This is a genomic window from Nocardia coffeae (genome assembly GCF_019890715.1).
GTDB lineage: Bacteria > Actinomycetota > Actinomycetes > Mycobacteriales > Mycobacteriaceae > Nocardia > Nocardia jiangxiensis.
On record NZ_JAINZY010000013.1, the window covers coordinates 24657 to 49229 of the forward strand.

Below are 24573 nucleotides of genomic sequence, written 5' to 3' on the forward strand. Positions count from 1 at the left end.
GCGGCAGGGATTCTCGCGACACCGTGCGCGGGCGGAAAACGGTCAGAGACTGAAGGCGATCGAGCGCAGGATGATCGCCGCGATGAACACCAGCGTGAACGCCAGGTCGATCGACATGCCACCGGCCCGGATCGGCGGCAGGATGCGTCGCACCGGCGCGATGATCGGCTCGGTGCAGGAGTGGGCGATTCGGCGTCCCTTCACCAGCCATTCCGCACTGGGCGAGGTGCTGAGCATCTGGATCCAGTCCAGCACCATCCGCACGAGCAGTACGAGGATGAACAGCGACAGCACATATCCGATGAGGGCTCCGATGAGGGCCATGACGAACTCCTTCGTGGTCGCGGGCCTGCTTACCGGTTTCAACGGCCGGCGTCGGCCGAAAGTGTCCGCTTTGCGCTGTTCTCAGACGACTATCAGACTCGCACGTTCGATGCGATCGTGTCGAGGACGCCTGTGCGGCAGCGCGGGTCCCTAGGCGGCCAGGGTCAGCGGCAGACGTGCGGTGAGGGGTTTGCGCTCGAATTCGGAGCGCAGGTCCTCGATCGGCAGGGAGTCGGTCGCGAATGCGCGGCGCAGCCGCCACACGCCCTGCAGATCCTTGCGAGCGGTGTCGAGGATGTCGACCCGGCTGTCCGGATCGTCGACCCAGTCGACGGGCACCTCGTGGATGCGCAGACCGCACCGCTGCGCCAGCACCAGCAGTTCGGTGTCGAAGAACCATTCACCGTCCTGCACCACCGGCAGCAGCACCTGCGCGATATCCGAGCGCATCGCCTTGAATCCGCACTGGGCATCGGAGAAGTGCGCGCGCAGAGCGGCTTTGAGGATCAGGTTGTAGCTGCGGGAGATGAATTCCCGCTTCGGTCCGCGCACGACCCGCGACGCGGGATCCAGGCGGGTGCCGATCGCGATGTCCGAATGTCCCGAGACCAGCGGGGCAACCAGCGGGAGCAGCCCGTTCAGATCGGTGGACAGATCCACGTCCATGTAGGCGACCACCGCCGCGTCCGAGGCCAGCCACGCCGCGCGCAGGGCTCGGCCCCGTCCCTTGCGGTCCAGGTGGATGACCCGGACGTTGTCGAAGTCCGCGGCCAGTGCGTTGGCCACCGCGAGTGTTCCGTCGGTGCTCGCGTTGTCGGCGATCGTGATGCGCGCCGAGAACGGAAAACCCTCGAGGTGGGCCAGCAGCCGCCAGACGCAGGTTCCGAGGCTGTGCTCCTCGTTGTAGACCGGGATCACGACGTCCAGTGTCGGGACGTGCGGGATGCTGCCGGTCCGATCGGTGGGGTGCGGTGCAATCGCCATGTCGCTCATGTCCACAAGAGTGGTCCGCTCCGCTAGTGCGGGGCTTGGCGGCCGCTGTGAGGTCACTGTGGGCCGAAATCGGGCGTGTCCTGCGAGTACTGCGGGTCGGGCGTCGCTCAGGGACCGATGAGGAGCTCGAGCAGACGCTGACTCTCGTACAAGAGCATGAACAAGCCGTAGTAGATCGGGATCACCTCCGTATTGTGCCCGTTGACGGGGCATATCGTGCAACGAACCGGAGATCGGACCCCAGCGGCGCAGCTCGCCGCGGGTGTGCTCACATGGGCCGGCGGGATTCGAAACTGGAGTGTTTCATTCACGTGCGGATTCCGGCGAGGCAGAATGCAGGCGACTGAGGAGGTTCGCTGTGGAAACCATCGTGTCCGTGACGGGCGGCAAGGTTCGCGGGGTCACCCGGGACGGGATATCGACCTTTCTGGGGATCCCCTATGCGGCGGCGCCGATCGGGCCCGCGCGATTCGAAATGCCTGCGCGGGTACCGGATTGGGACGGTGTGCGCGATGCGCTGGAATACGGTGGGACGTGTGCGCAATCGCCGTATCCGAAGCCCATCCACGCGCTGCTGGGCAGCGACGGCATTCCCGGCGACGAGTACCTGAACGTGAACGTCTGGGCGCCCGAGGCGGGCGGGTCCGGGCTGCCGGTACTGGTGTGGATCCACGGCGGCGCGTTCGTGCGCGGGTCCAATGCGCGCCCGATCTACGACGGCGGATCCTTCGCCCGCGACGGCGTGGTGACGGTCTCGATCAACTATCGCCTCGGCATCTCCGGTTTCGCCGCGATACCGGACGCGCCGCTCAACCGTGGTCTGCACGATCAGGTGTTCGCCCTGCGATGGGTGCAGGAGAACATCGCGGCATTCGGCGGGGATCCCGGTAACGTCACCGTCTTCGGCGAATCCGCGGGCGGGATGAGTATCGCCGCGCTGATCGCCTCGCCACTGACCGACGGGCTGTTCCGTCGCGCGATCATCCAGAGCGGCAACGGGATCGGCATCGCCCGTGCCGAGGACGCCCGGCGGGTGGCCGCGGTGCTGGCGGACAAGGCCGGGATCGCACCCACCGCGGCGGCGTTCGGTGAGCTGGGACCGGATCGGCTGCGGGCCGCGCAGGACGCCATGGCGCTGGAGTTGATGCAGGATCCGGATCCGGCGCGCTGGGGAGAGAGCGTGATCAGTCACGGGTTGGGTGTGATGAGCCTGTTCCCGGTGATCGATGGCGAGTTGGTCGAGGATCTGTCCAGCACTGTGCTCGTCGCGCAACCGGATCGGGCGGTGCCGTTGCTGATCGGCTGCACCGCGGAGGAATTCCGGTTCTTCACCGTGCCCGCCGGGCTGGCCGCCGGGATCACCGACGAGACGTTGCCGTTCGTGCTGCGACGGTACGGTCTGGATACCGAGCTGGCGCAGCTCTACGCGGCCAACCGGCCCGGTGCCTCGGCCGCGGACGTGTTCAACGCGATCGTCACCGATGTGGCGTTCCGGGAGGATTCGGTGCGCATCGCCGAATCCGTCGCGGCGGCCGGTCAACCGACGTACATGTACGAATTCGGCTGGCGTTCGGGCATCGAGGGGCTGGGCGCGTGCCACGTGCTGGAGGTGCCGTTCGTCTTCGACCGCCTGGACGCGGCGGAAAGCTTGACCGGGCCGAATCCGCCGCAGGCGCTGGCGGATCGGGTGCATCGGGCCTGGGTGGATTTCGCCACGCACGGCGACCCCGGCTGGTCGCGGTTCAGTGCCGCACATCGCGCGGTGCAGGTCTTCGACGACCCGGACTCGCCGGTGCGGGTGGATCCGCGCGCCGACGAGCTCGCCGCCGTGCGGGCCTGGCGCGATGCGCAACCGAGCTGACCGAATCGGCTGCCGGGGAACGCATCTCGTGCACAGGTGGGAGGAATGTCCGAGATCGCCGGTAAGGTGAGCGCCTCCACAGTGTGAAAGGAATGCGGTGCGTACACCTTTGCGGATGATTGTCCTGGGTCTGGCCCTCGTGGCCGGCGGTGCGAATGTGGTGGGGATGGCTGCGGCCATGCCCACCGCCTCGCCGGTGGACGAGCCGGTCATCGTCGGAACCGACGGCAACGGGCAGAGCCGGTCGCTGTCCGTCGGACAGGAGTTGGCGGTGGCGCTGCCGGACAATCCGTCCTCGGGATACGTCTGGAAGCTGAGCTCGATCGATCAGGGCGTGCTGCATCAGGAGGGCGCACCGCAGTTCCGTTCGACCAACCCGATTCCCGGCGCGGCGGGGACCAGCGTGTGGACCTTCACCGCCGCGGGGCACGGTCACACCACCCTCCGTCTGGTTTCGGTGCGGGCGGGTTCGGCTCCCGCGCAGACCTTCACCGAGGACATCACGGTGGGCTAGTCTTTCATTGCTGAATTCCATTGTGTGATAATGGGATTCGATGGCAACGAGACAGGCCGAATGTCATCGGGCCGTGCCGGGTGTCGATGGGTGAACACCCGGCACGGTTGCGGAGGGGACGCTCAGGTGACGATGATGCGGGCTCGGGCCAGATTCTCGACCCGGGCGTAGGGGTTCGAAGGATCGCTGTCGGGGTGGGCGGCGATGCGTACGGTCACGAAATGCGTTCCGGGCTCGGTGAATACGTGTTCCCGCTCGACGGTGACCGCGGTGTCGGGGGTGAATTCGCTGGTGTCGGTGAAGGTTCCGGTTCCATCGAAATCCCAGGCGAGACACACGATCGTCCCCGCTCCGGGCGGTACCTGGGCGGTGGCTCGCAGCAGGACGCGCGCGCCGGCGAGGATCTCGGCGCGGTCCGTGCCGTCGGCGGTGAGAGTCGCGACGGGCTGGACTCCGAGCCGGTCGCCGGCACGCGCGGGCAAGTGCACCTGGCCGTCCTGGACGGTGTACCGCGTGGTGGCCGCTGGTGGCCTGCCGGTTTCGACCCATGCGCTGAGCTGGCGCAATGCCTGATGTAGCACGCCGAGGTAGGTCACTGTCCGGGTGGGATGCTCCTGTCGTTCGTCGTCGCCGTGCAGCGCGTGATCGACGTACCAGAGCCGGAAGTGCTCGTCGGTGCGATCGCCGAGATGTTCGCGGACGCGGTTGCGGTACCAGTCGGCCTGCCATCCGAACGCCTCGCGATCGAGCAGACAGGACACCACGATCATCCGGCCCGCGAATTTCCCGGTCGGCAGATGTCCGGACGCGGCGCCGGTGAACAGCGGTCCGAGCAGTAGCTCCCGTTGCGGCGGAATCGGATTCCCGTCCGGATCGCGGAACTGGTCCCACACCGCGTAGGTGGCGTCGGGGACCTGGTGACGGTGGTAGGTCTGCGCGGCCAGGAACGTGCTGTTGTCGATCTCCACGGTGTCGCCCGGAGCGAGGCGGCTCAGGACGCCGTTGCGGTCGGGTGCATCGAGAAGTGCTGTGTCGCCGTGGATTTCGGTGACGGTGACACGCGCTCCGGCCGCCTCGCCGGTGATCACGAGCAGATCCGCGCCCTGCACCGCGGCGGCCACGGCTCGGATTCCGGGCGCCTCGACGGCCACCACGGCGTCACCCTCGGTCTCGGGTCCCTTGTACGCGTCGTCGACGCCGCCGCGCGGGGCGCCCGCGGCGCGATGATCGGGCAGGCCCCGGGCGAGTGCCTGATCGCGGGTGAGGGTTCCGGTGGTGCGGCAGCGGTGGCGCACGCGGTCGCGGTGCACGGAGTCCTCGGGGTCCGCGCCCGGATAACCCGGTGTGGTCCAGAAATCCTCGCGATAGGTCGGATCGACCGCCATCACGTGGGGATAGAGCGTGCCGAACGCGTGAAATCCCATGGTGCGGTGGCCGAACCAGGAGCGGGTCGGGAATCCCATCCGGGTGACCTCGGTGAGCGCGCGGCGTTCGGGTTCGGTGAGATCGGCGTCGATCGGCTCGCGGGAACCGGCGTCGGCGTTGTCGGCGATGCGATCCAAGCGGTCGCGCAGGATCCGCTGGGCGTGCATCCGCACGGTGAAGACGTTGGGGATGGCCATCGGGCTGCCGATGACGTAGGGCACGAATCCGTCCCAGACGTCCTCGGTGCTCTCCGCGCCCCCGATGGTCCGGTATCCGCCGCCGCTGCCGCCGTAGGCGTACCCGTAGGGCCGGTGCTCGCCGTAGATCTGCGCGGCGATCACCCGGGAGTGTTGTGCCGCAGCGGCATTGGCGCGGTAGGCGGTGATGGTCGGGTCCAGGGCGTCGCCCGGGACCGCGGGCTGTCCGCCGCCGTTGGTCTCCACGAAGTACGCGCCGCCGGCGAAGGCGAATCCGATCTTGTCCTCGCGGCCGGTCGCGCGCTGGGCGAGGTGTTCGCTGTCGGGAACCGGGGTGATGTGCTGGAAGAACCGTCCGCGGTAGGTCTCGGCGGGCGGGAAGTACAGCGAAAAGCGGGTGTCGGTGCCGGTGAATCCGCCGTGGACGTATCGGTGCGGTACGGGGGAGTCGCGGTGCTCGTCGATATCGGTGTACGGCGTGGCGAAGGTCGGGTCGATGTCGGGGGCCATGACGTCTCCTGGAACTGAAAACTGAGTATATATATGTAGTCGATGCTCGAATCGAATACCAGACTGCCACTTCACGGAATGGATGTGAACAAAAACTTCTATCTACTCAGTATTCGACTGCGTAGAGTCACAGCATGTCGACTGCACCGGGGACGAACCGCGGAACGTACGCCAGGACCGCCGAGCGGCGCAGCGCGATCGCGCGGGCGGTGCTGGATCTCGTCCTGGAGAAGGGCCACGGCGGTGTGACCACGGCCGAGACCGCGGCGCGCGCGGAGATCAGCGAGGCGACGGTCCTCTATCACTTCCCGACCCGCGATCATCTGCTGGTGGCGGCATTGCGGCTGGCGTTCGACGAGGACGACGAACGACTCTCCTCCGGGCAGCCCGATGTGGATCTGGACGGGTTGCGCCGCTATGTGATCGGTGGCAACCGGGAAGTCGCGCTGCTGTACACGATGCTCGCCGGGTACACCGGCACGCCCGGTCATCCGGCCCGGGAGTTCTTCGCCGAGCACTATGCGCAGGCGCTGGAGCGCTGGACCGCGATCATCGCCGCGCGTCAGCAGGCGGGCCTGGCGCATCCGGGCATCGACGCGGCCGAGGCGGCACGGCAGTTCCTGGCAGCGTGGACCGGATTGCGCACGCAATGGCTGATCGATCCGGGCTTCGACCTGGGGGAGTCCGTCGTCACCGCGTTCCGGCGATCGACCGGTGAGAATGTGATGGATCTGCGGCGGGTTCTGCTGGATCCGGCCATCGGATTGTGAGTCATGTTGCCGGGCAGCGGGTTCGGCGCGCATCCGGTAGGAAGATCACCCCGGGCCGCGCCCTCCGTGCGGGGATGCGAGGCTGAGGGCATGCGTGTTGCAGTGGCCAACAGGGGCGAGATCGCGGTCCGGATCGTGCGGACGGCTCGCGAGTGCGGATATTCGACGCTGGTGATGCACACCGCCGAGGAATCCGCCGCACTGCCCGCCCGGCTCGCCGACGAGGCGGTCGCACTGCCCGGCAGCGGTGCCGCGGCCTACCTGGACATCGCCGCGGTGGTGTCCGCGGCGGGCCGGGCGGGGTCCGGGGCACTGGTACATCCCGGATACGGATTCCTCAGTGAGAGTGCCGATTTCGCGGTCGCCTGCGCGTCGGCCGGGCTCGTGTTCGTGGGGCCCTCGCCGGAGGTGTTGCGGATCTTCGGCGACAAGGTCGCCGCGCGGGCCGCGGCCGAGGCGACCGGAACCGCCGTGCTGCCCGCCACTACCGCCGAAGCCGGGCTGGACGCGATCGCCGCGTTGCTGGCGAATCATCCCGAGGGGGTGATGATCAAGGCGTCCGCGGGCGGTGGTGGCCGTGGGATGCGGTCGGTGCGCGATCCCGGCGAGCTGGCCGAGGCGTACGAACGGTGCCGCGCCGAGGCCCTGGCCGGATTCGGTGACGACGCCGTCTATGCCGAGGCGCTGGTGACCGGTGTGCGGCATGTGGAGGTGCAGATCGTCGCGGACGGGCAGCGCGCGGTCGCGCTCGGCGACCGGGACTGCAGCGTGCAGCGTCGTCGGCAGAAGGTGCTCGAAGTGGCACCCGCGCCGAATCTGTCTGCGGCGCTGCGGAAACGGCTGCATCGCGATGCGGTGGCCATTGCGGAATCGGTGCGGTGCCGCGGGGTGATCACGGTCGAATTCCTGGTTCGCGGCGACGATGCGTGGTTCCTCGAGGTGAATCCGCGTCTGCAGGTGGAACATACGGTCACCGAGGAGGTGTGCGGGGTCGATCTGGTCGCGATCGGGTTCGAGCTCGCGCTCGGGCGGACGCTGGCGGATCTGGAACTGCCCGAGGCCGCGCCGCGCGGATTCGCGGTGCAGGCCCGGGTGAATGCCGAAATCGTCGGTGCGGGTGGTGATCTGCTGCCGAGCACCGGAATCCTGACCCAGTTCGGCGCGCCCACCGGCCCCGGGGTCCGGGTGGACACCGCAGCCTGTCCGGGGATGCGGCAGAGTGCGCGGTTCGATTCGCTGCTGGCCAAGATAGTCACCCGGGGTTCGTCGTATCCGGCTGCGCTGCAACGGTGTTCGGATGCACTCGCGGAGACGACCATTGCCGGGGTGGACGCCAACGCCGCGGTGTTGCGTGCCGCGGTGGACGAACTGCCGCGCACCGAGTCGGTGGACACCGCCTGGTTCGAGCGGAACCTCGATCGATTGCTTTCCCGCGCAGCCGATTACGCACCGCAACCGCAGGTGCACGCTGCTGCGGCGACTGCGGTCGAGGTCGTGCTGGACGAGGACGAGCAGGCGTTGCGCAGTCCGATGGGCGCGACCGTGGTGAGCCTGGCCGCGCCCGGTTCCGTCCTGCCGGCCGGTGCGGAAGTGGCCGTGCTGGAGGCGATGAAGATGCAGCACGTGGTTCGCGCGGACACCTCGCTGCGGGTGCTGCGGCAGCTGGTCGAGCCCGGTGATGTCGTCGATCCGCACGCGGTGTTGCTGAGCTGGATCGAGGCCGACCACGACGGTGCGGACGTCGCCGCCTCGGTGGTGGATCTGGACGCCGAGCGCGCCGATCTCGCCGAGGTGCGGGCCCGGCACGAGAACACCTGTGACGCACAGCGTCCCGCCGCCGTGGCCAAGCGGCACAAGCTGGGTCGGCGCACGGCCCGGGAGAACATCGTCGACCTGGTCGACGCGGACAGCTTCGTGGAATACGGCGCGCTCACCATCGCCGCGCAGCGCGCCCGGCGCAGTGCCGAGGACCTCATCGCCAACACCCCGGCCGACGGCCTCGTCGCCGGAGTCGCCACCGTCGACGCGGTCCGGTTCGGCGTGGATCGGTCGCGGGTGGTGGTGATGTCCTACGACTACACCGTGCTGGCGGGCACCCAGGGGGTGCGCAATCATGCCAAGACCGACCGGATGCTGCATCTGGCGCAGGAGCAGCGTCTGCCGGTGGTGTTCTTCACCGAGGGCGGTGGCGGGCGGCCCGGCGACACCGACCACGGCGGCATCTCGATGCTGGATGTCACCACGTTCCGCGTGATGGGCGAGCTGTCCGGGAAGGTTCCGCTGATCGGCATCGTGTCCGGGCGCTGTTTCGCCGGAAACGCTGCGCTGCTGGGGATGTGCGACGTCGTGATCGCCACGCCCGATGCCAATATCGGCATGGGTGGGCCGGCCATGATCGAGGGCGGCGGACTCGGGGTGTATGCGCCGGAGGACATCGGGCCGATCGAGGTGCAGCGCCGTAGCGGGGTGGTGCATCTGGTTGCGGCCGACGAGGTCGAGGCGGTCGATCTGGCCCGCCGGTATCTGGCGTATTTCCAAGGGGCCGTGGACGACTGGGAGGCTCCGGACCCGCGGTTGGCGCGGCATGCGGTGCCGGAGAATCGGTTGCGCGCCTTCGAAATCCGGTCCGTGATCGAAGCCGTCGCGGATCGCGGATCGGTGCTGGAGTTGCGCCGCGAGTGGGGCGTGGGCGTGGTCACCGCCCTGTGCCGGTTCGAGGGTCGTCCCTTCGGGCTGATCGCGAACGACTGCCACCACCTCGGCGGCGCGATCGACGCACCGGCCGCCGACAAACTCGGCGCCTTCCTGCGGCTGTGCCAGGCTCACGGCCTGCCGATCGTATCTCTCTGTGACACACCGGGATTCATGGTCGGCCCCGAGGCGGAGAAGGATGCCACCGTCACCCGGTTCAGTCGCCTGTTCATCGACTCGGCCGCACTCACCGTCCCGTTCGGCACGGTCATCGTCCGCAAGGGCTACGGTCTGGGCGCACAGGCCATGGCCGCGGGGTCGTTCCGGGCGCCCCGCTTCGTGATCGCCTGGCCCACCGGGGAAATCGGCGGCATGGGTCTGGAAGGCGCGGTCCGCCTCGGCTTCGCCAAGGAACTGGCCGCCATCGAAGATCCCGAGGCCCGTCAATCCGCCTTCGACCACCTCGTGGCCGCCGCCTACGACAGCGGCAGAGCACTCACCGCGGCCACCGTGGGCGAACTCGACGACGTCATCGACCCGGCCGACACCCGCCGCTGGATAGCCACTCTGCGCTGAGCTGCGACACCGAGCGAACGCGTTCGGGGTTTCCAGTATGCGGGGAAGCGTCTACCATCGCTACCTACTAAGTACTTAGTAAGTAGCGGAGGGATGCGGGATGAGCGGGGCCGCGGCTGTCACGGGCGGGCGGGTGCGTCGAGAGGATCGGCGTGCGCAGATCCTGGCCGAGGCCATTCGGATCATCGGGCGGCGGGGGTATTACGGGTTCAGCGTCCAGGAATTGGCCGATGGGTGTGGGCTGACCGTGGCCGGCGTGCTGCATCACGTCGGGACCAAGGAGAAGTTGCTGATCGCGTTGTTGGAGGAGCGGGATCGGCGCGATACCGAGGCGGTCATCGAGCAGCTCGAGCAGGAGCTCGGGAGGGCTCCGACCGTGGCGGACGCTCGACGAGCGTTGCGTACTGTCGTGGCGCGCAACCGGACTCAGCCCGAGATCGTGCGGCTGCACACGATGCTGCGCAGTGAATCGCTGTATCGCGAACATCCGGCCCACGAGTACTTCCGGAATCGTGAGACGCAAGTGCTCGATGCCTTCACCCGGCTGGTCGAGGGACTCGGGTTGCCGGGTGCGCCGCGGTCGGTCGCGCGCCACCTCATCGCCACCATGACCGGCCTGGAAGAACAATGGCTGCGTTGTCCCGACGATATCGACCTGGTCGCCGAATGGGATCAAGCCGTGGCCCGGATCCTGCCCGCCTCGTCGGAAGACCGGATTCGGTGACATGCGGTCCTCCCTGATCGCATCGAGAGAAGGAGAACGCATGCGATTGCACGACTTTCGTTCCGGCAGAGGCCGGGACGCGTCCACCCGGAGGGGGCTGCGGCGTCCCTGGGTGGTCGCGCTGCTGCTGATGGTGCTGGCAGTCGCGGCTATGCCGCCGACTGCGTCGGCGCAATCCCCGCGCCCACCCGCTCGGGCGGGGAAGTGGCTGGTCGACGATCAGGGTCGGGTCATCTCGGTGCACGGGGTGAATCTGGTCCGCAAGACCGCGCCCTACTATCCGGCCAACTTCGGTGAGCAGGACGCCGCACTGCTGGCGAGCGAGGGATTCGACGCTGCCCGAATCGGTTTCATCTGGGAAGCGGTGGAACCGCGGCCGGGGGTGTACGACGACGCGTACATCCGGCGGATCGTCGCGCTCAACGATCTGCTCGCCGCGCACGGCATCCGCACGCTCGTCGATTTCCATCAGGACGGCTGGAGCCGCTCGGCGGGCATCTCCCAACTCGGCAACAGCAGCGGTGACGGCGCGCCGCAGTGGGCCACCCTCGGCGCGGACCCGCGCAATGCCCAGGACGACTTCCAGGCATTCTGGGAGGACAAAGCCGCCGCCGACGGAATCGGCATCCAAACCCATTTCGTGCACGCGTGGCAGCACGTGATCCGAATGCTGAACGCCGGTTCGGGCCGGACGAACATCGTGGGACTGGACCCGTTCAACGAACCCTATGCGGGCAGTGGCTACCCGTGTGAGCCGTTCCTGGCCTCGTGCCCGGCATTCGAACAGGGTGCACTGGCACAGTTTTACGGGCGGGTGATCACCGCGGTCCGCGGTACCGGCGACACGCACGTGATCTTCCCCGAATCGGATCCGAACACCGATGGCAGCACCGCCCTTCCGGCGCTGACGGATTCGGCCGTGGGCCACAACTTCCACGCCTACTGCTTCCCGGTACTGGGCGCGGGAATCATCGGCGCGCCCACTCCTCCGGGTTTCGACGTGGTCTGCCCGCCGCAGGAGAATCAGGCCGTCGCGGTCAACGCCGCGCGGGTCGATCGCACCGCCGAACCGGGATTCCTGTCCGAATTCGGCGCGAGTGACGTGAACACCGACAATGCCCGACTGGTCGATCTGGCCGACGAGCACTTCTGGTCGTGGACCTACTGGGCCTATTACGTCTACCACCCGCAGGACCCGGCGAACTCCGACACCCAGGGCCTGCTGGTCGACGAGAGCAGACCGGCTTCGCAGGTCAACGCGAAACAGGCCAAACTCGACGCTCTGGCCGTGCCGTGGGCGCGCGCCATCGCGGGCACACCGTCGAAGTACCACTTCGACCGCGCCACTTCGACGATGACGCTGTCCTATTCGACCGCCGCCGCGGCCGGGGCGCATCTGACCTCCGGCGCCCGGACCGAGATCTTCCTGCCGACGCGGCACTATCCGCGTGGCTACGACGTCGGGGTGAACGGGGGAACCGTGGTCTCCGCGCCAGGGGCGCAGATCGTGCAGATCGCCGCTTCCGGTGCGGCCCATGATGTTTCGGTGACAGTTACGCGACGCTGATCAGCGTCTTCGGTGCGGCGGCAGCCTCGGCACAGAACAGGACAAGTGCGCGATGGAATTCCTGAACTCGTTGGGAGGCAATGGTTCCGATGACATCACCGGCAGCCTGGCGCTGTTCGGCGCACATCTGGTGCCGGTGGTGGATGCGAGCTGGACCCGAGCGACGGGGATCGACAGCGCCCGTGCCGGATCAGATTCTGGTGAGGAGTGTGCGGACGGCGTCGGCCACCGCGGCCGGATCCTCGTGGACCGGGGTGTGGCCGGTGTCGAGGAGGCGGAATTGCGCGTTCGGGAGGGCGGCGGCGAGGTCACGGCCGTGAGCGGGGTCGCGGGCGCGGTCGTAGCGGCCGTGTAACACCATGGCGGGCTGGGTGATTCGGGGTAGGTCGGCGGTCAGATCGAGATCCCGCTGACTGGTCAGGACGTCGAGGACCGCTTGCCGGTCGACGGTCGCGGCCCAGGCCAGCAGGTCGGCGCGCAGGTGCGGGTCGGGTGGGGTGTGGAACGAGCGGTCCAGGACCGCCGCGCGCAGGTCCTCGCCCCAGTCGTCCCGGACCCGGGTGAGGATGGCCTCGACGTCACCGTGGCCGCGCATCTGTGCGCCGGTGTCGGCCAGCACCAGCCCGCGCACCACCGCCGGATGGGCGATCGCGAGGTGCAGGGCGATGGCCCCGCCCGTGGAATGACCACAGACCAGGACCGGTTCGTTGTGGGTGTGCTCGATGTAGCGGGCCAGTCGGCCGGAGATCGCCGGAATGTCCCACGGGCCGGGTTCGGTCAGCCAGGAATACGGATCCACGCGCGGGCGGCCCGCCAGCTCCTGTGCCAGTAGGTCGAATACCGTTGGCGAGCACAGTGTCCCGGGCACCGCCACCATGGTCACCGCATCGCTCATGGTCGGCAGTTTACCGACCGTGGTTCGTGCGGTTACCCGCGCGAGCTGCGGTTATCCGTAAAACGGGGCGCGCCTTCGTGATTCGGCCGCGCACGGAGGATGTCAGGGCAGATGTAGCGGCGCGCAGGCGGGGAAGGTCACCGGGAGGTCGGCGAGGGTGCGGTGCAGTGCACCCGGGCGCCAGGTCAGGGCGTCGGCCGGAACCGCGAGCCGGATATCGGGCAGGATGTCGAGCAGTTGTTCGATCGCGGCCTCGGCGATCGGGTAGGCGATGTGCCGCGCCGGACAGCTGTGCGGGCCCACACCCCACGCGAGGTGCGAGCGGTTTCCGGTGTGGTAGCCGCCACCGACGTCGGGATCGTTGTTGCAACCGGCCAGGCTGATCACGACCGGCTGGTGCGCGGGTAACCACATGCCATCGATCAGGATGGGGTGGCGCGGATAGGTGACGCTCGCGTTGGGCAGCGGCGGATCCTCGAACAGGACCTGATCCAGGGCGTCCCGGGTCAGCAGGGCGCCGCCGAGCAGGCCGTCGGCGAATCTGTCGTCGGTCATGATCAGGCGCAGCGCGTTGATCACCAGGCTCTGCAGCGGTCCCATACCCACGCCGTAGATCGCCAGGACCTGATGCAGCATCTCCAGTTCGTCGAACCGCGCGGGGTGCTGCACCATGCGGGTGGTGATGTCGTCACCGGGCTGGTTCTGCTTGAGCTGCACCAGTTCCTGCACCGCCTCGGCGAACAGCCGATTGCCCTCTTCGGCGTCGGCGTCGGCATCGAAGACCGCCGCGGTGGCCGCGGCCGCCTTCCGGCTGATCTCCGGGGGGCAGCCCAGCAGTGTGTTGACGATCTCGAAGGACAGCGGCGTGGCGTACTGGCTGACCAGATCGGCCGAGCCGTCCGAACAGAACGAGTTGACCAGCGAGACGGCCGTTCGCTCCACGAAGGTGTGCAGTGCGTTGACATTCACCGCGTCCAGAGCGGCGGTCGTGGCGGCGCGATAACGCGCATGTTCGGCGCCCGCGGTGCGAGGGGCGGCGGGGCGATACTGCAACACCGGAAGTACCGGGCAATCGTGCGGAACATTCTGCTGCCACATCCGCGGATCGGACGGAAAGTGCTCGGGATCGTTGAGAATTCGCAGTGCGGTGCGATAACCCACCACCAGTGTGGCCGGGACACCCGGAGCCAGTTCCACGGGCGCCAGAGAGCCGAAACGATTACGCATTTCGCGATATGCGCGGTGCGGATCGGCGCTGAACTCCGCGGAGTGCAGGCTCACCCGCTCATCGTCGAATGGCGTGGGCGGCGCGACCCGCTGCGCGGGATCCGTGGGTGTGGACAAGAAAATTACTCCAGAGCTCGGTCGGTGACTTCACAGCGCAGACAGCCCTGGCGGGCTCCGTGCCCGTTCGGCTGAGGGTAGCCTCAGCATAGCTCCGTATTCGGTAGTGAGCATCCGGAAGATCTTCGGGCCACGGTAGTTCGCGCTTTTCTTCGGTGGAATATATTGCGCCCGTTGGAAACTGGAGTCGATGGGAATGGAATTCACAGCCGGCACACAGATGATGCTGGCCGCCTGCCAATTACGGACCGCGGACCCGGCCGGATTCGAAGGTCTCGACGTCGAATCCGGACATGCCATACCGTGGAGTCTGGTCGGCAACCATGAATATGTCGTGCGGAGGTGGGTAGTCATGGGCAAACTTGACGGCAAGGTAGCGTTCATCACTGGGGCGGGGCGGGGCCAAGGACGCAGCCACGCAATTCGTTTCGCCCGCGAAGGCGCGGACATCATCGCGATCGATACGACCGAGTCGGTGGACAGCGTCCCGTATTCGCTCTCCGATGCCGACGATCTGGCCGACACGGTCCGTGCGGTCGAGTCCACGGGGCGTCGGATCGTGGCTCGCGACGCCGATGTTCGGGACTACTCGGCCCTGGTGGATGCGGTTCGGGATGGGATGATCGCGTTCGGGCGACTCGACATCGTCGTGGCCAACGCGGGTATCTCCAGTCCGGCGCCGACGCTGGAAATGAGTGAGCAGACCTGGCAGGACATGATCGATATCAACCTGACCGGAGTCTGGAAGTCGTTGAAGGCCTCCGTTCCGCACATCATCGAGGGCGGCCGCGGCGGTGCGGTGGTCATCACCAGCTCGCTGGCGGCCATGCACGCCAACGAGAACACCGCCCACTATTCGGCGTCCAAGGCCGGTCTGGTCATGCTGATGAAGGTGATGGCGAAAGAACTTGCCCCGCACGATATCCGGGTGAACACCGTACATCCGACCACGGTGGCCACGGAGATGATTCTCAACGACGCCACCTATCACCTGTTCCGGCCGGATCTGGAGAATCCGGGCCGTTCCGATTTCGAGGAGGCCGCCCGCACCCTGAACCGGCTGCCGGTCGCGGCGCTGGAGCCCGACGACATCACCGACACCGTGCTGCACCTGGTGTCCGACGAAGCGAAATTCGTCACCGGCACAGCACAATTGATCGACGCCGGTGGAGCACTGTGATCGCTGCGCCGAGAAGTGTGCTCAGGCGCGAGGTTCGAGGTCCTCGGCCGCGCTGTTGAGGAAGCTGCGCGGCGCGGCGCCGTTGACGGTGTGATCGCCGATCAGCGCGGCCTTGTAGACGGCCGGATTGTGTGAGGACACCGTGCGAGCGTTGCGCCAGTGCCGATCCAGGGCGAGACCGGATTTCACCGCACCGGCACTGCCCGCATCGAACAGATGCCAGATCGCCGCGCCCGCGAGTTCGGTGTTGACGACCTGGGTGGCCGCGGAATCCAGCAGAATGCGTTGCGCCTGCTGTGCCGAAGGGGCCGCGTGGAATTCGTCGAGCGCATCGGCCAGCAGCAGAACATTGGCGCGTGCGGTATAGGCCTTGCTCCATACCTCCCCGACGATCTGCAGCACCTGCGGATCGCCGGACGGGTCGGGGGTGGAAGCCAGCGGGTAGGAGCGGGTGCGGCCCCGCACCAGGGTCGCCAGATCGTCGGCGGCTGCCCGGGTGATGCCCGCCTGGGTGGCGGAGTGGACGAATTGGTAGAACGCCTCCATGTAGTCGTTGGCCAGCGGATTGCGATGGTGCAGAAGGTATTCCGGGTCGACGCGCACGTCGTCGAAGACGGCGGTGCCGCTGGCGGTCAGGCGCTGGCCGAAGCCGTCCCAGTCGTCGACGATCGTGACGCCGGGAGCGTCGCGCGAGACGATCGCGGAGACGAATTCGCCGTTCTCACGCACGAGGACGTTCAGCCAGTTCGCGTACAGACTGCCGGTCGTGTAGTACTTGCGGCCGGTGAGCAGGTAGTGGTGGCCGGATCGGCGCAGTCCGGTGCTGAGTGTCGACAGATTCGTGGTGTTCAGCTCCGCGCCGGCCGGTCCGAAGAATTGACCCGACGCGGCGGCGCGCAGCAGCGTCTCGCGTGCCGGGCCCGGGGGAGTGAAACGCAGGATCTCGGTGAGTCCGAGGTGGCCGCGGAAGATCTGGGCCAGATTGGAGTCACCGGCCGCGATATCGATCAGCACCTCGGCGAGAACTCGCACGGGCGCGTCGGTGCCACCGAACTCCACCGGGACCCGCAGCGCTCCGACTCCGGCATCGAGCAGTTGCCGTAATTGCTCGGTCGGCAGGATGTGCTCGGCATCGCGAATCGCCGACTCCTCGGCGAGATCTCGTGTCACGGTGGTGATTGCCGCCAGCCGGGCGGGCAGTTCGTCGACAGCGGTCATCGGCCTCTCCGATCGTGTGCACAACGGGCGGGAATCGGCACATCGACCCGATGCCCCACGAAAGATGTACTGGGCCAGAGATTTTGCGACAAGAAATATGTTCACGGTGGTCGCAAAGGTGGGACCGCGCCGCCGCGCGGCACACCATGAGAGGCGGACAGGGGGTCGAAGAACCCCGCTCACCGCTGCGAAGGACGTCATCCACGTGCCGGGTATCGCTGCTGTCGAATCACCGTTGTTCCGCGTCGCCGACGAGGTCCGTGACGCGCTGATCCGGGGTCTGCCCGTGGTGGCCCTGGAGTCGAATGTGGTTGCCCACGGTTTCGGGCCGCCCGACAACCTCGCCGTGGCGCGCGAGGTGGAACAGGCCGTGCGGGCCGGTGGGGCGGTGCCCGCCACCATCGCCATCGCCGACGGGCAGTTCCTGATCGGTTGCGACCCAGGCGAACTCGAAGCCATCGCCACCGCGGGCCGGAGCGCGGCCAAGGTGACCGGTCGTGACATCGCGGTGGCGCTGGCGAGTGGTTCACTCGGCGCGACATCGATCTCGGCGACCATGGTGATCGCCGATCGTGCCGGAATCGCCACGGTGGCCTCCGCGGGACTCGGCGGTGTGCACCGCGGCGCGCAGACCAGCTTCGACATCTCCGCGGATCTGACCGAATTGGCGCGAACCCGGCTGATCGTGGTGTGCGCGGGGGTCAAGAAGATCCTGGACGCGGGGCTGACCCTGGAATTCCTGGAGACCCAGGGCACCCCGGTGATCGGCTACCGATCCGGTGAATTCCCGGCGTTCTACTGCCGCGACAGCGGTTTCCGCACCCAGGTGCGCTTGGACTCGCCGCGGGAGATCGCCGAGGTGGCCGGATTGCACCTGGAATTCGGCGGATCCGGATCCGTGCTGGTCACCCACCCGATTCCGGAGGCCGACGCGCTCGACGGCGACCGGATCGAGGCCGCGATCGGGCAGGCATTGGCCCGTGCCGAACGCGAGCGGATCACCGGTCCGGCCGTGACCACCTTCGTGCTGCGCGCGGTCGACGAGGTGACCGGCGGCGCCGCCGGGGTCGCGAATCGCGCGGTGCTGATCAGTACGGCCGCGGCCGCCGCCGAGATCGAATCCGCCCGTGCCGCTCTCGTCCGAGGAGTTCCCGATGCCCGCTGAAATACCCACTTCCGCAGTGCTGTTCGATCTGGACGGCACCCTGCTGGATACGCCAGGCGCCATCGCCGAGCAGTTCGTGCTGGCGGTCGAGGCCGTGACCGGGGTCGACCCGGGCGTCGGCGCGGCGCGCCGGCTGGTCGGGCGGCCACTGCTGGAGATGGCCGCCGAACTGTCCGGATCGTCGGCAGATTCGGTTACCGCGCAATCGGTTTCGGAGGAATACCTGATCCGGTACCGTGAGGTGATCGTGCCCAAGGCGGCCGACCTCGTGTTCCAGGGCGTGCTGGGTGGGCTGGGCCGTCTCGCCGATGCCGGGTTGGCGCTGGCGGTGGTGACCAGCAAGAAACACACCAGCGCGGAACTGATTCTGGAGTCGGCGGGCATTCGTGATTCCTTCGCCGCCGTCGTCGGGGCCGACGACGTCGAATATCCCAAACCCCATCGCGCGAGCGGAGATCTGGCGCTGACCACACTCGGGCTGACCGAGATCGGGCCCGCGGGCGCGGTGGTCGGTGACACCGTGGCCGATATCGAATTGGGTCACGCGCTGGGCGCATTCACCGTCGGAGTGACCTACGGGGTGCATACAGCCCATCAGATCGCCTCCGCCGCATCGGATCACGTGGCACACACCTTCGACGACGTGGTCGACACCCTACTCATTCGAAATCGAAAGCGAGCCAGGCCATGACCACCTGGACCCGTCCGGATATCGGACCGGTCGATCTCGACCGGTACCTCGACACCACCGTGTTCGTCCTGCCGCCCACGCCCGGTCTGATCGCCCTGCACACCCAGGCGCGTGATGCCACCGCCGGTCAGGAGCAGTTCGTCCGTGCCACCGGGCGCATCATCCGGCTGCTGCTGGAAACCGCGCTGTCCCACCTGGATCACCAGCCGCATGCGGTGGCCACACCCACCGGCTTCGTCTTCGAGGGGGTGCGCCCGGTGCAGCCGGAGCTGTACGCGGTGACGATTCCGCGGGCCGGGGACGCGCTGGAGATCGGGTTGCGCGAGATTCGGCCCGACGCCCGATTCGGCAAGATCCTGATTCAGCGCGACCCGGTCACCAAACAGCCGACGCTGCTGTATCGCAAGCTGCCGCCGGATATCGCGGGTCGGCAGGTGCTGCTGCTCGATCCGACCATCGCCACCGGCGGCACCTTGCTGACCGCGATCAACGAACTCGTGGCCGCCGGGGTGGAGGAGTCGGACATCCTCGTGGTGAACGTGCTCACCTGCCCCGAAGCACTGGCCACGGTGCTGTCGCGACGGCCGGACATCCGGATCGTCACCTCGCACATCGACCGGACCCTGACCGATCAGGCATTCATGCAGCCGGGTATCGGCGACTTCGGCGACCGATATCACGGCACGGTCGCCACCGCGATCGACACGGCCTGAGGGGAAGCGTGCATACCGTGAACAATCTCGTCGATCTCTTCGCCGAACGCCTCGCCGCGACGCCGGATGCCGTTGCCTGCGTCGATGATCGGGAAATCCTGGACTATCGGGAGCTGGCGGCGCGCTCGGCCGCCGCGGCAGCCTCCCTGCGCGCGGCCGGGGTGCGGCCGGGTGACACGGTCGGCGTGCTGCTGCATCCGTCGGTGCGGCTGGTCGTCGCGGTCTGGGCGATCCTCCGCTCCGGAGCCGCGTATCTGCCGCTGGCGGTGGACTATCCGGCCGAGCGGCTGGCGTATATGGCGAACGATGCCGAATCGACGCTGGTGCTCACCGACGCCGAGACCGACGAGCAGGCCCGGCGAATCCTGCCGCCACGTGCACGCACCCTGCGCGTGGACGCCCCGCACGCGGAACCACCCTCGGCACAGGCGAATTCGGTCGATCCTACCGCTCCCGCCTATTCGATCTACACCTCCGGCACGACCGGCTCGCCCAAGGGCGTTGTCGTACCGCATCGGGCCATCGCCCATCAGCTCGGCTGGTTGCGCACCGAACTCGGGCTGGGTCCCGGCGCGCGCGTCCTGCTGAAGACGCCGGTGAGTTTCGATGCGGCGCAATGGGAGTTGCTCGCCAACGCCGTCGGTGCGACGGTGGTCATCGCGCCCGCGGGCACCCACGCCCGTCCCGACTTCATTCTGGATCATGTTGTGCGACAGCGCATAACGATCCTGCAGTGCGTGCCCACGGTGTGGTCCGAACTGGCAGATGCGCCCGCCGCCGGTCGCGTCGACTCGCTGCGCACGATCGTCAGCGGCGGTGAGGCGTTGCCGGGTACGGTGGCGCGCCGGATGCGGGCGGGGTTCCCGCACGCTCGGGCGGTGAACCTCTACGGCCCGACCGAAACCACCATCAATGCGACGTGGTTCGACTTCACCGATATCGATCCGGCGCGGACCGCGGTGGTTCCGATCGGCCGTCCCGTGGACGGCTGCCACCTGCTGGTGCTCGACGAGTCGGGTGCCCCGGCGGTCGAGGGCGAGTTGCTGATCGGCGGGGTGCAGCTGGCCGACGGATACCGCAATCGTCCGGAGGTGACCGCCGAGCGGTTCGTCCGGCGTGGAGCCGAACGCTGGTACCGCACAGGGGATCTGGTGCGCTACAACGCCGACGGTGACCTCGAGTTCCTGGGGCGCACCGACGATCAGGTGAAGGTCAACGGCCACCGCATCGAGACGAACGAGGTCCGATTCTGGATCGAATCGCATCACTGGGTTCGCGCGGCGGCGGTCGTGCCCTGGCAGAGCGCCCGCGGCACGACACAACTCGCCGGATTCGTGGAACTCGATCCGGAACAGGCGCCGCTGATGGATCAGGGGGTCGCCGGTCGACATCACCGATCCAAATCGACTCGCACCCAGGTGACGGCCCAATTGTCGGATCTGGGGATCCGTCCGGTCGACACGGAGCCGCATATCGCGCTGCCGGGCGCCGAACCGACCGCCGAACAACGGCGGCGAGTGTTCGCCCGCAAGACCTATCGCACCTTCGATACCGCGCCGATCTCGCTGGAACACATCGAAGCGCTGCTGTACCGGTGGCGGGAGATCGAACCGGTGCGCGGTGCGGGGGTGCCGGATCTCGCGGGACTGGGCCGACTGTTGCGTTGGTTCGGGCCGTTCCACAGTCCGGATCGCTTGCTGCCCAAGTACTCCTACGCCTCGCCGGGTGCATTGAACGCCACGCAGATCTACCTCGAGACCGGCGGGCTGACCGGTGTCGCGGCCGGGGTCTACTACTTCCACCCGCTGCGGCACGCGCTGTATCGGGTTGCGGACACCGCCCGCACCGACACGCGACTACATCTGGTCGGCCTGCCGCAGGTGATCGAATCGGTCTACACCACCAACGTCCGGGAGGTGCTGCAGTTCGAGGCCGGACATCTGCTCGGGATGCTGGACGAGGTCGCGGCCGAATCGGGCTGGCAGGTGAGTTCGGTTGCCGTGGAACCGGTTTCCGGCGTCACCGAGGGTGTGGTGACCGCATCGGTGCAGCTCGGCGACGCGCCGGAACCACAACCCGATCCGCCCGTCACGGCCTGGGTGCAGGTGCACGGCCGGCGCAGCCCGGATCGGCACGGAATCTACCGATTCACCGGTGCGGGAGCGAGTTTCGTCACCGAGCAGAAGATCGAGCGGCGCCACGTCGTCGCGATCAATCAGCGCAGTTACGACGAATCCGGATTCGCGGTCCTGCTCACCACCACCCCGCAGGCCGGATGGGCCGGATTCACCGCGCTCGGCCGGGCGCTGGCGCAGCTGCAGCAGCTCGGCAGCCGGGCCGGCCTGGGCCTGATGTCGGCCGGTTATGCCTCGCTGACCGGCCGGGATCTGCCGTCGGCGCGGCGGCTGGACGACATCCTGGGCCTGCGGTCGCTGAGTTATCTCGCGCTGGCCGGACCGGTCTCCGAGGAGCAGCTCGCCGCGACCGGGATGACCGAGGACACCGTGCACATGCGCGGGCCGGAGGAACTGCTCGCCGACGATCTGCGCGCGGTGCTGCCCGCGGCCGTGGTTCCTGCGACGATTCATCTACTGGACCGGATTCCGCTGTCGCGGAACGGGAAACAGGATCGCACCGCGCTGTCGCGGCTGGCGGCCGAACTCGTCGTCGCCGAACGTACGGTCGATCCGCCCGTCGGCGAGCGGGAGCGTGCCGTGGCGCGGGCGTGGTCGGAGGTGCTGGGCTACGAACCGGTCTATCGCGGTGACGATTTCTTCGCCCAGGGCGGCAATTCGATGTCGGCACTGCGCCTGATCCGGCTGCTTGGCGAACGTCTCGGGGGCACCCTCGCCGTGCAGTCCCTGTTCCGGCATCCGACCCTCGCCGAGTTGGCCGCCGCCACAGCGGAATCCGCGCCGCCGCGAGCGGACCGGCTGCTGCGGTTGGCCGGTACCGGCTCGGCGGTCGCGACCATCCTGTGGCCCGGACTGGGCGGCTACCCGATGAGCCTGCGCGCCCTGGCCGGTGAGCTGGCCCAGGACGGCCACACCGTGTACGGGATGCAGGCCCGCGGCCTGAACGCCGGTGAGCTTCCGCACCGCGATCTCGCCGCCCTGATCGCCGACGATCTGGAAGAGGTGCGGCGGATCCGGCCCAGCGGACCGTTGCGGCTGGTCGGATACTCCTTCGGCGCCCGGATCGCCGCCGAGGTGGCCCAGCGTCTGAGCGCGGCGGGACGTTCGGTCGAGGCGCTGGTCCTGATCGCCCCCGGTTCGCCGGTGCTGCCCGGACTGCCCGACGACGGCGAGGTCGATTACGCCGCACGATATTTCAAACGTGTCCTGGCCTCGGTGTTCACCGGCCGGATCGATCCGCCGTTCGGGGCCGAACTCGACACCGGGGTCACCACCCGCGAGCAGTTCCTCGATCTGATCACCGCGCGGGTTCCCGGGTTCGGGGATGCGATGGCCGAACGGATCGTCGCCGTGGTCGAGCACACCTACCGGTTCCGGTCCGAACCCACCGGCATCGATCCGGATCTGCTGGACCACAGCGTCTTTCTGCGGGCGCGCGGCGATGGACCGAGTTTCGCCGACATCCCGGTCGTGCCGCTGCGGGAGCGGATCCGGCCGGTGGGCAACCTGCCCTATCGCCACTACGAGATCGTGACCGCCGGTGCGCTCGACATCGCCGCCGCGGTTCTGGAACACCGGATGAGCCAGGAGTTGATACCGCATGCCGCACGTTGAGATCTCCCATTTCCCAGCAGAATTGGCCGAGCCGGTCAGACAGCGACTCGAACAGGACCTCGTCGCGGCGGTGACCCGGGCGTTCGAGGTCCGTGCGGGTGTGGTGTCGATCGGCCTGGCGCCGGTCGATCCCGACGACTGGTCCGAGCGGATCTATCGGCCCCTGATCACCGACCGGGCGGACGGCGCGGCGCTGCTGCGGTCGCCGGACTACTGATGACGGCTCCGGGTTCGGCTGCCGTGCGGCCGGTGACATTCGCGGCGCTGCTGGTCGTCGTCGGCGCGACCGCGCTGAACCTGCGGCCGGGCATCACCGCGGTGGGGCCGGTGCTCGACACCGTGACCGCGCACTACGGCGCGGGCGAGAGCGCGGCGGGAATCATCACCGCCGCACCGGTTTTCGCCTTCGCGATCACGAGCCTGCTCGCACCGCTCGTGCTGTCCCGGACATCCGTGCGGAACGGGTTGCTGGCATCCCTCGCGCTGATCGGGGTCGGGCTCGCGGTGCGGCCGTGGGCGGATCTGGCGGTGTTCGTGGGCGGCACCTTCGTCGCGGCGATCGGGGTCGGGCTGCTGGCGGTGCTGCTGCCGGTCGTGGTGCGCGGCAGTGGTCGGACCGGAGTTCTGGTGGCCACCTTCACCACCGCGTTGCAGGCCGGTGCGGCAATCGGATTCGCCGCCGTGGTCCCGCTGACGCATGCGGTGGGCGGCTGGCGGTGGGCTCTGACGCTGTGGGCGCTGTTCGCGGTAGCGGGCGTCGCCGCGGTGTGGCGCTCGGGCCTGGGCCGGGCCGATGCCCGCGCGGAAAGTGTTCGGCGCGAGGGGAATCCGATCGTCGTCCTGCGCCGGACGCGCAGCGCCGGGCTGGCGCTGTTCTTCGGTCTGCAGGCGATGGTCGCCTTCGTGGTGATCGGCTGGCTGCCCTCGGTGCTCGAGGATGCGGGAGTGAGCGCGAGCGCGGCGGGCGGATATCTGGGGCTACTCACCTGCCTGGGTGTGCCGATCAGTCTACTGGTGCCGCCGCTGGTCGCCGCCTCGGCACATCCCGATCGCTGGCTGGCCGGATTCAGCTTGTGCACGGTGGCGGGAGTGCTGGGGTTCCTGGTGGCCCCGGCTGCGGCTCCGCTGCTGTGGTCGCTGGTGCTGGGAGTGGGACTGTCGGTGTTCTCCCTGGCGCTGGCCGTGGTGACGGTGCGTGCGGGCAGCGCCCCTCGGCCGATCGAATTCTCCAGTGCCGTACAGGGTGTCGGGTACCTGATCGCCGCCATCGGCCCGTATGCGGTCGGTGTGATCCGGCGATTCGCCGACGGCTGGGGAGTACCGCTGGGTGTGCTGCTGGCGATCGCGGTGCTGCAGACGATCCTCGGAGCCACTAGTGCATATTCCGTCGAAAGTGCTGCGGCGGAACCGGATACGAACAGGGCGGCTCGGACCGTTCCGAACGATCGAAAAGAGAGGCGGTGACC

The 24573-nt window shown here is 68.1% G+C and carries 18 protein-coding genes and 1 pseudogene; 13 read left to right on the forward strand and 6 right to left on the reverse strand.

Translation table 11 applies throughout. From position 1 onward, the window contains the following. Positions 1-42: 42 nt before the first annotated feature. Together K7711_RS35335 and K7711_RS35340 are read right to left on the reverse strand one after the other, a co-directional pair. Positions 43-324 carry a YggT family protein gene (locus K7711_RS35335; RefSeq protein ID WP_222975151.1) on the reverse strand — a complete coding sequence of 94 codons (282 nt, stop codon included), beginning with the start codon at positions 322-324 and terminating at the stop codon, positions 43-45. Positions 325-492: 168 nt separating this feature from the next. Continuing rightward, positions 493-1317, reverse strand: a pseudogene (locus tag K7711_RS35340) (dolichyl-phosphate beta-glucosyltransferase); the annotation flags it as partial. A 358-nt stretch (positions 1318-1675) separates the two neighbouring features. Here K7711_RS35340 and K7711_RS35345 point away from each other — a divergent pair. Both K7711_RS35345 and K7711_RS35350 read left to right on the forward strand, forming a co-directional pair. Beyond that, a complete protein-coding gene (locus tag K7711_RS35345) occupies positions 1676-3178 on the forward strand; it encodes a carboxylesterase/lipase family protein (protein WP_222975155.1) in 1503 nt (500 codons plus the stop codon). 97 nt (positions 3179-3275) lie between these two features. Continuing rightward, complete coding sequence (locus tag K7711_RS35350) at positions 3276-3692, forward strand: protease inhibitor I42 family protein (protein WP_222975157.1); 417 nt, start codon at positions 3276-3278, stop codon at positions 3690-3692. Between the two features lie 122 nt (positions 3693-3814). On the opposite strand, the gene K7711_RS35355 is transcribed toward K7711_RS35350, so the two are convergent. After that, positions 3815-5824 carry a PKD domain-containing protein gene (locus K7711_RS35355; protein ID WP_222975159.1) on the reverse strand — a complete coding sequence of 670 codons (2010 nt, stop codon included), beginning with the start codon at positions 5822-5824 and terminating at the stop codon, positions 3815-3817. A gap of 134 nt (positions 5825-5958) precedes the next feature. Between K7711_RS35355 and K7711_RS35360 the strand changes: the two genes are divergently transcribed. The 4 genes from K7711_RS35360 (at position 5959) to K7711_RS35375 (ending at position 12152) form a co-directional block, all read left to right on the forward strand. Continuing rightward, positions 5959-6594, forward strand: a complete 636-nt coding sequence (locus K7711_RS35360) for a TetR/AcrR family transcriptional regulator (protein ID WP_222975161.1) — start codon at positions 5959-5961, stop codon at positions 6592-6594. Between the two features lie 90 nt (positions 6595-6684). Beyond that, complete coding sequence (locus tag K7711_RS35365; RefSeq protein WP_222975163.1) at positions 6685-9861, forward strand: acetyl-CoA carboxylase family protein; 3177 nt, start codon at positions 6685-6687, stop codon at positions 9859-9861. A gap of 100 nt (positions 9862-9961) precedes the next feature. Then, on the forward strand, positions 9962-10585 hold the full coding sequence (locus tag K7711_RS35370; RefSeq protein WP_222975165.1) for a TetR/AcrR family transcriptional regulator: 624 nt from the start codon (positions 9962-9964) through the stop codon (positions 10583-10585). Positions 10586-10625: 40 nt separating this feature from the next. Beyond that, a complete protein-coding gene (locus tag K7711_RS35375) occupies positions 10626-12152 on the forward strand; it encodes a cellulase family glycosylhydrolase (RefSeq protein WP_222975167.1) in 1527 nt (508 codons plus the stop codon). A gap of 190 nt (positions 12153-12342) precedes the next feature. Here K7711_RS35375 and K7711_RS35380 read toward each other — a convergent pair whose 3' ends face one another. Together K7711_RS35380 and K7711_RS35385 are read right to left on the reverse strand one after the other, a co-directional pair. Next, complete coding sequence (locus K7711_RS35380) at positions 12343-13047, reverse strand: alpha/beta fold hydrolase (protein ID WP_222975169.1); 705 nt, start codon at positions 13045-13047, stop codon at positions 12343-12345. Between the two features lie 102 nt (positions 13048-13149). Beyond that, positions 13150-14391, reverse strand: a complete 1242-nt coding sequence (locus K7711_RS35385; RefSeq protein WP_222975171.1) for a cytochrome P450 family protein — start codon at positions 14389-14391, stop codon at positions 13150-13152. Between the two features lie 352 nt (positions 14392-14743). Here K7711_RS35385 and K7711_RS35390 point away from each other — a divergent pair, with 352 nt between their 5' ends. Beyond that, positions 14744-15571, forward strand: coding sequence for a mycofactocin-coupled SDR family oxidoreductase (locus K7711_RS35390; protein WP_222975536.1), 828 nt, complete (start codon positions 14744-14746; stop codon positions 15569-15571). Positions 15572-15592: 21 nt separating this feature from the next. Here the strand turns inward: K7711_RS35390 and K7711_RS35395 are convergent, their stop codons facing one another. Beyond that, on the reverse strand, positions 15593-16789 hold the full coding sequence (locus K7711_RS35395; RefSeq protein WP_222975173.1) for an acyl-CoA dehydrogenase family protein: 1197 nt from the start codon (positions 16787-16789) through the stop codon (positions 15593-15595). 205 nt (positions 16790-16994) lie between these two features. Here K7711_RS35395 and K7711_RS35400 point away from each other — a divergent pair, with 205 nt between their 5' ends. Genes K7711_RS35400 through K7711_RS35425 form a run of 6 tightly spaced genes read left to right on the forward strand, consistent with a single transcriptional unit; the run spans position 16995 to position 24571 of the window. Further along, complete coding sequence (locus K7711_RS35400) at positions 16995-17954, forward strand: pseudouridine-5'-phosphate glycosidase (RefSeq protein ID WP_308015100.1); 960 nt, start codon at positions 16995-16997, stop codon at positions 17952-17954. Next, positions 17944-18645, forward strand: a complete 702-nt coding sequence (locus tag K7711_RS35405) for an HAD family hydrolase (protein ID WP_222975177.1) — start codon at positions 17944-17946, stop codon at positions 18643-18645. The genes K7711_RS35400 and K7711_RS35405 overlap by 11 nt, the downstream gene beginning before the upstream one ends. Next, positions 18642-19358, forward strand: coding sequence for a uracil phosphoribosyltransferase (gene upp, locus K7711_RS35410; RefSeq protein WP_222975178.1), 717 nt, complete (start codon positions 18642-18644; stop codon positions 19356-19358). The genes K7711_RS35405 and upp overlap by 4 nt, the downstream gene beginning before the upstream one ends. Positions 19359-19375: 17 nt before the next feature. Next, on the forward strand, positions 19376-23107 hold the full coding sequence (locus tag K7711_RS35415) for a non-ribosomal peptide synthetase (RefSeq protein ID WP_222975179.1): 3732 nt from the start codon (positions 19376-19378) through the stop codon (positions 23105-23107). Further along, positions 23094-23324 carry a tautomerase family protein gene (locus K7711_RS35420; RefSeq protein WP_222975181.1) on the forward strand — a complete coding sequence of 77 codons (231 nt, stop codon included), beginning with the start codon at positions 23094-23096 and terminating at the stop codon, positions 23322-23324. Before K7711_RS35415 ends, K7711_RS35420 begins: the two co-directional genes overlap by 14 nt. Further along, positions 23324-24571, forward strand: coding sequence for an MFS transporter (locus tag K7711_RS35425; protein WP_222975184.1), 1248 nt, complete (start codon positions 23324-23326; stop codon positions 24569-24571). Before K7711_RS35420 ends, K7711_RS35425 begins: the two co-directional genes overlap by 1 nt. The last annotated feature ends 2 nt before the right edge of the window (positions 24572-24573 follow it).